Origin of the sequence: Streptococcus sp. HF-100 (assembly GCF_015594635.1) — a bacterium.
Taxonomy (GTDB): domain Bacteria; phylum Bacillota; class Bacilli; order Lactobacillales; family Streptococcaceae; genus Streptococcus; species Streptococcus vaginalis.
The window spans coordinates 69,698-81,412 of record NZ_JADNQV010000009.1; the positions used below are offsets into that span (position 1 = coordinate 69,698).

The 11,715-nt window shown below is 37.0% G+C and carries 11 protein-coding genes and 1 pseudogene; 10 read left to right on the forward strand and 2 right to left on the reverse strand.

Annotated elements, in window-relative coordinates; genetic code table 11:
* Window positions 1-13 precede the first annotated feature (13 nt).
* On the reverse strand, window positions 14-445 hold the full coding sequence (gene lacA, locus IYQ23_RS08620) for a galactose-6-phosphate isomerase subunit LacA (protein ID WP_022526652.1): 432 nt from the start codon (window positions 443-445) through the stop codon (window positions 14-16).
* Window positions 446-609: 164 nt separating this feature from the next.
* On the opposite strand from lacA, the gene IYQ23_RS08625 reads away from it, so the two are divergent.
* The 10 genes and pseudogenes from IYQ23_RS08625 to IYQ23_RS08670 all read left to right on the forward strand — a co-directional run bounded on the left by IYQ23_RS08625 (window position 610) and on the right by IYQ23_RS08670 (window position 11,507).
* Window positions 610-1,089 (forward strand): PTS sugar transporter subunit IIA, encoded by a 480-nt coding sequence (locus tag IYQ23_RS08625; protein ID WP_195674669.1) that lies wholly within the window; start codon window positions 610-612, stop codon window positions 1,087-1,089.
* Window positions 1,090-1,112: 23 nt separating this feature from the next.
* Window positions 1,113-1,418, forward strand: a complete 306-nt coding sequence (locus tag IYQ23_RS08630) for a PTS sugar transporter subunit IIB (RefSeq protein WP_195674659.1) — start codon at window positions 1,113-1,115, stop codon at window positions 1,416-1,418.
* A gap of 130 nt (window positions 1,419-1,548) precedes the next feature.
* A pseudogene (locus IYQ23_RS08635) lies at window positions 1,549-3,024 on the forward strand (PTS galactitol transporter subunit IIC).
* Between the two features lie 78 nt (window positions 3,025-3,102).
* Window positions 3,103-4,035, forward strand: a complete 933-nt coding sequence (locus IYQ23_RS08640) for a 1-phosphofructokinase family hexose kinase (RefSeq protein WP_195674660.1) — start codon at window positions 3,103-3,105, stop codon at window positions 4,033-4,035.
* 98 nt (window positions 4,036-4,133) lie between these two features.
* Entirely contained in the window at window positions 4,134-4,667 is a 534-nt protein-coding gene (locus IYQ23_RS08645; RefSeq protein ID WP_195674661.1) for an isoprenylcysteine carboxyl methyltransferase family protein, read from the forward strand.
* 254 nt (window positions 4,668-4,921) lie between these two features.
* Window positions 4,922-5,758: a PRD domain-containing protein gene (locus IYQ23_RS08650; protein ID WP_195674662.1), complete on the forward strand. Its 837-nt coding sequence runs from the start codon at window positions 4,922-4,924 to the stop codon at window positions 5,756-5,758.
* A 10-nt stretch (window positions 5,759-5,768) separates the two neighbouring features.
* Window positions 5,769-7,169 (forward strand): 6-phospho-beta-galactosidase, encoded by a 1,401-nt coding sequence (gene lacG / locus IYQ23_RS08655; protein ID WP_195674663.1) that lies wholly within the window; start codon window positions 5,769-5,771, stop codon window positions 7,167-7,169.
* Window positions 7,170-7,182: 13 nt separating this feature from the next.
* Window positions 7,183-7,506, forward strand: a complete 324-nt coding sequence (locus IYQ23_RS08660) for a PTS lactose/cellobiose transporter subunit IIA (RefSeq protein WP_003023783.1) — start codon at window positions 7,183-7,185, stop codon at window positions 7,504-7,506.
* A 4-nt stretch (window positions 7,507-7,510) separates the two neighbouring features.
* Window positions 7,511-9,166, forward strand: coding sequence for a PTS lactose transporter subunit IIBC (locus tag IYQ23_RS08665; protein ID WP_195674664.1), 1,656 nt, complete (start codon window positions 7,511-7,513; stop codon window positions 9,164-9,166).
* 112 nt (window positions 9,167-9,278) lie between these two features.
* The gene (locus tag IYQ23_RS08670; protein WP_195674665.1) at window positions 9,279-11,507 is read left to right on the forward strand and encodes a glycosyl hydrolase 53 family protein; all 2,229 of its coding nucleotides are present in this window, start codon (window positions 9,279-9,281) and stop codon (window positions 11,505-11,507) included.
* A gap of 56 nt (window positions 11,508-11,563) precedes the next feature.
* Here IYQ23_RS08670 and IYQ23_RS08675 read toward each other — a convergent pair.
* Window positions 11,564-11,715, reverse strand: a 152-nt coding sequence (locus tag IYQ23_RS08675; RefSeq protein WP_195673944.1) for an IS3 family transposase, incomplete at its 5' end; no start/stop codon positions are given.

Below are 11,715 nucleotides of genomic sequence, written 5' to 3' on the forward strand. Positions count from 1 at the left end.
TTCCTCCTACCCTTTAACATAATTTATTAAGCATATCAATGCGAACTTGGTGGCGTCCAGCATCATAGTCAGCTTTTAAATAAGCTTCTGCACAGGCGTTTGCCAATTCTTCACCGAGAATAGCTGCACCGAGAGTTATAATGCGTGTAGAATTGTGGCGAATGGTCATCATGGCAGAATGCTCATCTGAAACAGCAGCACAAATGATGCCACGGTGTTTATTCGCAACCATATAAGAACCAACTGCAAAGCGATCAAACAAAATACCACGGGCAGTATCATCTTTTCGCAATTCTTCAATAAGAGCGTCTGCCGAGTCGACAAAATCAGCAGCACCTTCTTGTTCGTTGAGATCTTTAATGTCATAACCAAGTTGGAGTAAATGAGTTTTTACTTTATTTTTTAACTCAAAACCATCACGGTCTGTACCTAGTATAACTTTCATTGTTATACCTCCTTTTTTTATTTCACAACAACATCATAACATCTCGCGCAAATATTGTCAAACAAAAAATAACATAAAAAAACAAAACAAACTATTGACATCGTTTGCATATAATGATATACTTTGCTTATAAACAAAATAGAACAAAATAGAAGGAGGCTATGATGGAACTTTATCAGTTGTTCGATAAAGATTTAGTCTTTTGTCTGCATGCTGACAGTCAAGAAGAGCTTTTCAATCAGGTTGCGAATCTCCTTGAGGAGAGACACATTGTAACGTCTTCTTATAAAGACGCCTTGATTGAGCGAGAGAAGTCCTTTCCTACGGGGCTGGACATGGAATTTTTAGGGAAAGATTTGCCGAATGTAGCAATTCCGCATACGGATATTGTCCATAATTTAGCAGAAAAGGTGGTTGTAGTCCGCTTAGATCAGCCGGTGACTTTTCATAATATGATTGTTCCGTCAAATGAAGTACAAGTATCGCTTTTGTTCTTCATTATCAATAATTCTAATGCCAGTCAAACGAATATCTTGGCTCAATTGATGGATTTCTTTACTGCTGACGGCAACCTAGAGTCCTTATCCGAGCTGGATGAGGCAGATAAACTATTTCATTATATATCGGGAACAATAAATCATTAAAAATAAAAATGGAGGATGTTACAATGATTAAAATTTTAGCAGCTTGTGGAGCAGGAGTAAACTCAAGCCACCAAATCAAAAATGCTCTTGAAGAAGAACTTTCAAATCGCGGCTATGATGTCCAATGCGATGCGGTAATGGTCAAAGATGTGAATGAAGACTTGATAAAAGGTTATGATATTTTCACACCAATAGCAGCCACAGATTTGGGATTTGAACCGGGAATTCCTGTTATTGAAGCAGGACCAATTTTATTCCGTATTCCAGCCATGAGTACACCAGTATATGACAATATTGAAGCAGCTATTAAGGAACATGGACTTAGTTAAAGCAATTCATTAGAAAAAAACAAAAAAATGAAAAATTGAAACGCTAGATAAAAACAATTTTTATCTACTGAAATAGTTATTTCACTTTTCATTCACTATCATTCAAAAAATAAAATCGGGAGGATTTTTTATGAATGTCATTATTGACTTAGCGAATCGCTTCTTTAAACCCATTTTGGATATGGGTGCACCAATTATCATGTTGATAGTCTTGACGGTGCTTGCTTTATGCTTTGGAGTGAAGTTTTCCAAAGCCTTGGAAGGTGGTATTAAACTTGCCATAGCTCTTACGGGTATTGGTGCCATTATCGGTATGTTAAATGGTGCTTTCTCGGCTTCACTTGCGAAATTCGTTTAAAATACAGGAATTCAACTCAATATTACAGACGTTGGTTGGGCACCATTGGCGACGATTACATGGGGTTCTGCTTGGACGCTTTACTTCTTACTCATTATGCTCATCGTCAATGTTGTGATGTTAATTACGAAAAAAACGGATACCTTAGATGTTGATATTTTTGATATTTGGCATTTATCAATTACAGGTCTATTGATTAAATGGTATGCGGATAATAATGGTGTTAGCCAAGGAGTGTCGCTCTTTGTAGCAACGCTTGCAGTCGTACTTGTCGGAGTAATGAAAATTATTAACTCTGACTTAATGAAACCAACATTTGATGACTTGCTTAATGCGCCTAGCTCATCACCAATGACCTCTACTCACATGAACTACATGATGAATCCAGTTATCATGGTTTTGGATAAGATTTTTGATAAATTCTTTCCTTGGTTGGATAAATATGACTTTGACGCTGCAAAATTGAATAAGAAAATTGGTTTCTGGGGCTCTAAATTCTTCATTGGATTTATCCTTGGGATTGTAATTGGGATTATGGGAACGCCGCATCCAGTATCTGGCGTTGCCGAAGCAGCAAAATGGTCACTTGTTATCAAAGGTTGGTTATCTCTTGGTTTGACAGCTGGTGTCTGCTTGGAATTGTTCTCACTTATTGGTTCTTGGTTCATCGCAGCAGTAGAACCTCTTTCACAAGGAATTACAAATGTTGCAACAAAACGTCTTCAAGGACGTAAATTTAATATTGGACTTGACTGGCCATTTATCGCAGGTCGTGCAGAAATCTGGGCATGTGCCAATGTTTTAGCACCAATTATGTTGGTAGAAGCAGTTCTTCTTTCTAAAGTCGGAAATGGTATTTTGCCACTTGCTGGGATTATTGCAATGGGTGTTACTCCAGCACTTCTGGTTGTTACACGTGGTAAGCTTATCCGAATGATTGTATTTGGAACTTTGTTGCTTCCGCTCTTCCTTCTATCTGGAACACTTATTGCGCCATTTGTTACGGACTTAGCAAAAGGCGTAGATGCATTTCCTAAAGGGGTAGCTAGCACACAATTGATTACCCACTCTACTCTTGAAGGTCCAATTGAAAAATTACTTGGTTGGACAATCGGAAATGCTACAACAGGCGATATCAAAGCTATCTTTGGTGTTATTGTCTTTCTAGTGTTCTATATTGGTATCTTTGCTTGGTATAGAAAACAAATGATTAAACGAAATGAAGAATACGCTGCAAATGCAAAATAGAATAATAAGATAACAATAAGCTGGACTATTCCTTTTGAAATAGTCTGGCTTTTGATTGAAAAAAAGAAAGGAAGAAACATGATCCATTTAGTTTGTCCAAATCCAGCTTTGGATCGGACAGTTTTACTTAGTCATTTTAAAGAAGATGTGGTCAACCGACCAAGGCAAGTGCATGAAAATGCTGGCGGAAAGAGTTTTAATGTGGCTTATGTCTTGAATTGCGAGAAGGGCGAAGAGCAAGGAAATTTTTGCATTCATACAATGTTAGGTGGCAAAATGGGCGAATATATTCAACAATTAAATGAAGAAGATGGTATTCCGCTCGTTGTGACAGAGGTTGATAAAAATACGCGTATTTGTACAATTATGATTGATACAGAATTAGGAAAGACCTATCTTGTGTATGAAGCTGGATTTGAGCTGAATAAGGATTTATTAGAACAATTCACTACAAATCTTATAAAGCGCGTTCAATCTGGCGATAGTGTTGTTTTTTCTGGCTCTTTGATGAAAGGGATGCCAGATAATTATATTGCACAAATTGGTCGTCTTTTGCCAGAAGATGTGAATTTAGTAGTAGACACAAGCGGTGCCGCACTAAAATCAGCTTTCACAGCACGACCTGACATTGTAAAAATTAACGATGAAGAATTGGCAGAATTAACAGGATGTCCAGTTGAAACTGCAGAAGAAGCAGCAAAACTTCTCAAAGAATATACTAAAATTCCCTATTTTATTGTGACAATGGGAGGAAAAGGAGTCGTAGCACGCCTGAAAGATGATGTTTTCCAACTGACGTTTCCAACAATTCATGTTAAAAATCCTATTGCGTCAGGGGACTTTTTCCTTGGAAGTCTCTGCCATGCTTTAGAAAGTAAGGGGAGAGTTGATAGAGAAGCTGTCATTCGTGCCTGTGCTTATGCAACAGCTAACTGCCTGCAATGGACTCCAAAAGTAGATCCAGCCGATGTAAAACGAATTGTAGACGAAATCGAACTAACAACTTTGTAAATTCTTTCTACAGTTTATATGATATTTTTTGAATGTATTGACTTAGGAAATCCCCTCTTTATATAATAAAATAGATTATTTTATTATAAGGAGGTCGTATGACTTTATCAGGACTTATTGTTTTAGCGGTATTTGTATTTCGGTTGGTATTTCTAAAAATATCGATGAAGAATGAGAAAGCGATATTGGCAAATGGTGGGCGCGAATATGGCGTGCAAAATACCAAGTATATCACTATTCTTCACATTTTATTTTACCTTTCTTGCTTTGCTGAAGCTACGATACGTCAGGTTCAGTTTGACGCACTTAGTGCTATAGGATTTGGACTGTTGCTATTTTCAATGTTTATGCTCTATGTTGTGACGCAATTATTAGGGGACATTTGGACAGTGAAATTGATGCTTGTAAACAATCATAAGTTTGTCGACCATTGGCTTTTCCGCTATGTGAAACATCCCAATTATTTCTTGAACATCGTTCCAGAGTTGATTGGTTTAGCACTTCTTTGCCATGCACTTCTTTCATTTTGCATTCTGTTTCCTTTCTATGCTTTTGTTTTATACAATCGTATCAAGGAAGAAGAACAACTTCTTCGAGAAGTCATTATCCCAAATGGTATTGCGCAGAAGTAAGTTATTTTTTTAAGTGTAGAATGAAAGATTTTAAATTTATACAAATTATCCATTTTGTATAAATTTTTAAAAAATAAAGTAAGAAAGGGTTTACAAAAGTTTGAAAATGTGTTAAACTCTATTCATAAAGTTAAATAAAACATGGATTGTAACTAAGAAATTAGGCGAGACCATAAATGACCCAAGTAAAAAATCTTGGTTTGTTTATGGTTTTTTTATGTTTTACAAAAATATTGTTAGGAAGGAGGACACAAATGTTTCGAATTGTCCAGCCACTAAATAATAATGTTGCGGTGGTCAAAAATGAAAGTGGTGAACAGGCTGTTGTCATGGGGCTCGGTATCATTTTTAAAAAGAAAAAAGGGGATTTGCTGGCAGAAGAACGAGTAGAAAAAGTCTTTCAACTAAAAAGTGAAGAATCGCGCGAAAACTTTTCTGCTTTGTTAAAAGATGTTCCCTTGGACTTTATCACGACTAGTTATGAAATTATTGATTATGGTATTCAACAGTTCCAATTTCCAGTTCAAGAGTACATCTATGTAACTTTGACAGATCATATTTATTGTAGTTATCAAGCGCTGCAAAGAAATACTTATAAAAGTAATCACTTACCGGATATGTCGGAGCAATATCCAACGGAGTACAAAATTGCTGAGCACGCTTTGGTGATTTTAAAAGAAAAATTGGATGTGGATTTTCCAAAAGATGAGATTGGGCGGTTGGCCTTACAGTTTATCAACGCGAAAGGCGCAGATGTCGTGATTAGTAAAGATGAACAAACACTGACCCGACAAATGATTGCTTTGGTGCAAGAGGAACTCTTAAAACATGGTATTAAGCGGACGAAAAAGAATAGTAATTTTTATGATCGTTTAATGATTCATTTGACGTACTTTATTGAGCGTTTGGATCAAGATGACAGTGATTCAAAAGTCTCAATGAAGAGTTTGGAAGAACATATCAAAAAGGATTATCCAGAAGCCTATCAAATTGGCGAAGATATTTATGAAGTCATTCGTCAGCATTTGGGTGGAGGACTTCATCCAAATGAAAAGGTATATTTGGTGATTCATATTCAAAGATTATTGTAAGGGAGAAGACATGTTTCAATTACCAGAAGATTTTATTTTTGGCGGTGCGACTGCTGCCTATCAAGTAGAAGGAGCTACAAAAGAAGGTGGAAAAGGTCCGGTCGCTTGGGATGAATTTTTAGAAAAACAAGGACGATTTTTAGCAGATCCGGCTAGTGATTTCTATCATCAATACCCAAAAGATATTGAGCTGTGTGAGAAGTTTGGTGTCAATGGTTTGCGCTTGTCTATTGCTTGGAGTCGTATTTTTCCGGAGGGACGTGGCAAGGTCAACCAAGAAGGAGTAGATTTTTATCACCGTGTGTTTGCTGAATGTGCGAAACACCACATCCTGCCATTTGTTACACTGCATCACTTTGATACTCCGAAAGTTTTGTTTGATCAAGGTGATTTTCTCAATCGTGATACGATTGAAGCGTTTGTGGAATATGCTGAATTTTGTTTTCAAGAATTTCCAGAGGTTCATCATTGGAGCACTTTTAACGAAATTTATCCTGTAGCGACCAATCAATACTTGCTCGGTGTCTTTCCTCCGGGGATTCAGTACGATTTGAGTAAGGTGATTCAATGCCTGCACAATATGATGTACGCGCATGCGCGTGTAGTAAATCTTTTCAAGGAGAAGGGGTACCTTGGTGAAATTGGAGTGGTGCATTCTTTGGAAACAAAATATCCAGCAACAGATAGCGAAGAAGATAAGTATGCAGCTTTTCTGGATGATGCGCTTTCTATTCGTTTCTTGCTAGACGCTACTTATCTAGGTTATTATTCAAATGAAACAATGGAAGCTCTTAATGAAATTTGCGTTGCTAACAATGCTAGTTATGAATTCCTTGAAAGCGACTTTGAAGAAATGAAAAAAGCTAGTCATCGAAATGATTATCTTGGAATCAACCATTATCAATGTCATTTTGTTAAGGCTTATCAGGGTGAATCAACTATTCATCATAATGGGACGGGTGATAAAGGCACTTCGGTTTATAAAGTGAAAGGCATTGGAGAACGGATTTACAAGGAAGGGATTGAACGAACAGACTGGGATTGGATTATTTACCCAGAAGGTTTGTATGACCTTTTATTGAGAATTAAGAAAGACTATCCACATTATCAAAAGATTTATATTACTGAAAATGGAATGGGCTATAAAGACGAGTTTGACAATGGTATCGTCATGGATAAGCCGCGGATTGATTATTTGAAAGTGTATTTGCAATCTTTAAGCAAAGCTATTGATGCCGGTGTTGTGGTAAAAGGGTATTTCCTTTGGTCTTTGATGGATGTTTTCTCGTGGTCAAATGGCTACAATAAACGCTATGGCTTGTTTTACGTTGATTTTGAAACTCAAAAGCGTTACCCTAAGGAATCCGCTTATTGGTACAAGCATGTTAGTGAAACAAAGATTGTGATTTAAGAAGGGAGATAAGATGAATAAAAACGAATTACAAATGTTGGGATTTGAAATCGTAGCTTATTCGGGGGATGCACGTAGTTGTTTACTGAATTTGCTGAAAGAGGTTCGTCAAGGGGATTTTACAAATGTAGATGCTGCTCTAAAAGAAGCAGATGAAAATTTAAATTTAGCCCACAATTCACAAACGCAGATTTTAGCACAAGAGGCAGCTGGGGAAGATTTAGATTTAGGATTTATCTTTATTCACGGTCAAGATCATTTGATGACGACATTATTGTTAAAAGAATTGATCGTAGATTTTATTGAATTATATAAAAATCAATACAAGGAGGACTAATTCCATGAACGGAATTATCAAACAAATCGAGAAAGGAAAACCTTTCTTTGAAAAAATATCACGAAATATTTATCTGGGTGCTATTCGTGACGGCTTTTTAGCCGCCATGCCTGCAATTTTATTTTCAAGTATTTTTATCTTGCTAGCAGCAATTCCAGAAATTTTTGGATTTAAGTTGCCAAATGATGTTTCCACCTGGCTTTGGAAAGTATATGGCTATTCTATGGGTGTAGTAGCTATTCTCGTGTCCGCTACGACCGCTCGTTGTTTGTCAGAATCAATGAACCGCAATATGCCGACCAACAAGACTATCAATTCGGTTTCTGTTATGTTGGCTTCCATTGTGAGCTTCCTCCTTTTAAGTGTGGATCAAATTGAAAACGGTTTAGCCAATGGCTACATGGGAACAAAAGGGATTTTAGCGGCTTTTGTAGCAGCTTTTATCACGGTAAATGTTTATAAATTCTGTGTATTGAAAGACATTACTATTAAGATGCCAAAAGAAGTTCCTGGAACAATTTCTCAAACTTTCCGTGATGTCTTTCCATTTTCATTTGCAGTATTTGCTGCTGTTCTGATTGATACAATCATACGTTATTTCTTTGGGCATTCATTTGCAGAAGCTGTTATCACGCTTCTCCAACCTTTGTTTACCGCAGCTGATGGCTATTTAGGAATTTCAATTATTTGGGGAGCAATGGCGCTCTTCTGGTTTGTTGGTGTGCATGGTCCTTCAATTGTAGAACCAGCTATTGTCGCGATTATTTATGCAAATGTGGAAACAAATTTACAGTTGGTAAAAGCAGGTCATCATGCTTCAAACGTGTTGACAGTTGGGCTTGGAAACTTCGTTGGCACAATGGGTGGTACAGGTGCAACATTGGTTGTTCCATTCCTCTTCATGCTCTTTGCAAAATCTAAGCAATTAAAAGCTGTCGGAAAAGCTTCCTTTGTTCCGGTTTGCTTTGCAGTCAATGAGCCATTGTTGTTTGCAACACCGATTATTTTAAATCCTTATTTCTTTATTCCATTTTTAATCACTCCAATGATCAATGTTTGTGCTTTCAAGTTCTTTGTTGATGTGTTAGGTATGAACAGTTTTATGTATGTCCTTCCTTGGGCAACACCAGCACCGATTGGCTTGATTTTAGGTACGGGTGCAGGAATCTTATCTATTGTGTTGATGCTGTTGTTGATTGTAGTTGATTCTCTCATCTACCTTCCATTTATCAAAGCGTACGATGATTCATTAGTAGAAGAAGAAGCGAAAAAGGCAGAAGTGATTGAGCTTGAAGAAGCAGCAGAAGCTGAAATAGACGATCAAATTCAAGCGGTTGCAGATGGAAAGCATCATAATATTTTGGTTCTATGTGCCGGTGCAGGGACAAGCGCCATGCTAGCAAATGCACTAACAGAAGGTGCAGCAGAACTAGGCATAGACCTCAGTTCAACAGCTGGTGCTTATGGTTCGCACTACGATATTATGAAAGATTTTGACATGATTGTGCTAGCTCCACAAGTCAATTCTTACTATGAAGATATTAAGAAAGATACGGATAAATTGGGCATCAAACTTGTTGCGACAAAAGGTGCTGAATATATCAAATTGACGCGTGATCCTAAAGGTGCTGTGCAATTCGTTCTTTCGCATTTTGAATAACTAGCCTTCTTATAAAATGTTCGTTTAAAAACTGATAAAACCTATTTCTTGTTTTATCAGTTTTTTAAAGCGAACACTAAAATATTAAACCAATTAGAAATAGGAAAACTGTATGAAAATAGGATTAAGATTGTCGCTTGTTTTTGCTGCTAGTCTTTGTTTGCTTGGAGGAGTCATTCCTATTAAAGCTAATGAAAATACTAAAATACGTGTTGATAAAGTAGAAAATTTATCATCTGATTTTATCATGGGGACGGATATTTCAACAGTAATTGCTCAAGAACAAAGTGGTGTAGAGTACAAAGATGAAAATGGGAATGTCAAAGATATCTTTGATATTTTGAAAGAAAATGGTGTGAATTACATTCGCGTCAGAGTATGGAATAATCCTTATGATCATAACGGACATGGTTATGGCGCTGGAAATAGCGATATAGAAAAGGCGATTGAGATTGGAAGACGAGCTACAGCACATGGTATGCGGCTACTAGTGGACTTTCATTATTCAGATTTTTGGGCTGATCCAGGACGTCAAGTTCCACCAAAAGATTGGACAAATATGAATGTGTCTGAAAAATCAGAGGCTTTATATCAATACACCAAAACGAGCCTTCAAAAAATAAAAGCAGCTGGTGTCGATGTTGGAATGGTTCAAGTTGGTAATGAAACAACGAGTAGTGGGATAGCAGGTGAAGCAGGAGAGGAATGCTATCAGTTGTTTGCAGCAGGCGCCAAAGCAGTGCGAGAAGTGGATGCAAGTATACTGATAGCTTTTCATTTTACAAACCCAGATAAAACGGAAACGATACTGAATTACGCAAAAGGTTTATCAGATCACCATATTGATTATGATGTATTTGCTACTAGTTATTATAGTTTTTGGCATGGTAATTTAGATAATCTGACTTCAGTTTTAAAGACAGTGACCGAAAAGTATAGGAAAAAGACACTTGTAGCAGAGACTTCTTATGCCTATACATTAGAAGATGGAGATGGTCAACAAAATGTTATCCGAACACAAAATCAAATGATGGTAGGTGGCTATCCCGCCTCTGTTCAGGGGCAATCGCATGCCTTACGAGATGTCATTGATGCAGCCAATAAAGCAAGTGCATTAGGCATCTTTTATTGGGAACCAGCTTGGACACCGGTTAGTTCCAAAGGAAAAGAAGTAAATACACCTATTTGGGAAAAATACGGTTCGGGCTGGGCTTCTAGTGCCGCCATTGGGTATGATCCAAATGTTAATCAGGAAAATTACGGTGGATCTGAATGGGATAATCAAGCATTGTTTGATTTTACAGGAAAAGCTTTGCCATCACTTGCAACATTTAAATATGTTTATACTGGGTTGAATACAAATCTAAAATATGATAAGAATGAAGAAGCAGAGCTGCAAGAGAGTTTGTTATCAAATTCTAGCTTTGAGGAAGAAGATCTTTCAGATTATACTTTTAACGATTGTATCAAGCGTAGACAAGACACGCCTAAAACAGGCAAGTATGCCATGAATTTCTACAATGGCGCAAACGATTACACAACTGGCATTGAAAGAAAGATAACACTTCCAGCAGGAACTTATCAATTTTCTGCTCAAATTCAAGGTGGTGATACGAATGGCTCTGAAGATATTTATGCTTTTGCTCGTGCTGAGGCAGTAAATGTTCAAAGTGAAAAAGTCAAACTAGCTGGTTGGTCAAATTGGCAGACAGCGAAATTGAACTTTACACTAACAAAAGAGACAGAGGTGACACTGGGAGTATTTGTGAAAGCAAATAAAGGTTCATGGGGAACAATTGACGATTTGCTTTTAACCAGAGAAGGAGTAGATAAGACAAAGTTGGGAACCGCTCTTTCTTCGGTAAAAGAAAAATTAGCAGAAACTATGCATTATACAAAGGATTCACTTGCGAACTTAAAAGAACAAGTAGAAGAGGCGCAAGCTATTTTACAAAAAGATGATGCGACACAAGCAGAGATTGATGCAGAATGTGAGGCATTACAGACTGCTATTCAAGCCCTTGTACCACTAGAAAATCAATCTTCATCTAATGTTCAGCATGAAGATACCAAAAAAACAAAGGAAAATTCTAATAATAAAGAACAAAAAGGAGAAAACTCCCATGCTGGGTTGACAGATTCTGATTCGTCTAATAAAAATGGGAAGTCTTCTCAAACGAATAGGAACAAGGAAATTTCGCCTACTACAAGTGACAAAAAATTAGCTAAAACCAAAGAATTATTACCAAGTACAGGAACTAGCATGTCATATTTAGCTGGTATCGGTGTTGTTTTTCTGAGCGTATTTGTTGCTGTCATTTCTAAGAAAAATAACCAATAAATCATTGCAAAAAAGTAGAAAGACCTTGTACTGACCCCCAAAAGTTGGACAAATAATTATTGAAAGGATTTAGTTCTGTATTGCACAGGGCTAAGTCCTTTTAGTTTGACCTTAATTCGTTTGTTGTTGTAATAATCAATGTAGTTCACAATAGCTTGTTCAAGGTCTTCTAAAGACCTAAAGTGATTCTCATAGCCATAAAACATTT

What these genes read in the sequence shown, in the direction of transcription:
- lacA (WP_022526652.1), bottom strand. Translation starts at nt 445, where the DNA reads ATGAAAGTTATACTAGGTACAGACCGTGATGGTTTTGAGTTAAAAAAT.
- IYQ23_RS08625 (WP_195674669.1), top strand. Translation starts at nt 610, where the DNA reads ATGGAACTTTATCAGTTGTTCGATAAAGATTTAGTCTTTTGTCTGCAT.
- IYQ23_RS08630 (WP_195674659.1), top strand. Translation starts at nt 1,113, where the DNA reads ATGATTAAAATTTTAGCAGCTTGTGGAGCAGGAGTAAACTCAAGCCAC.
- IYQ23_RS08640 (WP_195674660.1), top strand. Translation starts at nt 3,103, where the DNA reads ATGATCCATTTAGTTTGTCCAAATCCAGCTTTGGATCGGACAGTTTTA.
- IYQ23_RS08645 (WP_195674661.1), top strand. Translation starts at nt 4,134, where the DNA reads ATGACTTTATCAGGACTTATTGTTTTAGCGGTATTTGTATTTCGGTTG.
- IYQ23_RS08650 (WP_195674662.1), top strand. Translation starts at nt 4,922, where the DNA reads ATGTTTCGAATTGTCCAGCCACTAAATAATAATGTTGCGGTGGTCAAA.
- lacG (WP_195674663.1), top strand. Translation starts at nt 5,769, where the DNA reads ATGTTTCAATTACCAGAAGATTTTATTTTTGGCGGTGCGACTGCTGCC.
- IYQ23_RS08660 (WP_003023783.1), top strand. Translation starts at nt 7,183, where the DNA reads ATGAATAAAAACGAATTACAAATGTTGGGATTTGAAATCGTAGCTTAT.
- IYQ23_RS08665 (WP_195674664.1), top strand. Translation starts at nt 7,511, where the DNA reads ATGAACGGAATTATCAAACAAATCGAGAAAGGAAAACCTTTCTTTGAA.
- IYQ23_RS08670 (WP_195674665.1), top strand. Translation starts at nt 9,279, where the DNA reads ATGAAAATAGGATTAAGATTGTCGCTTGTTTTTGCTGCTAGTCTTTGT.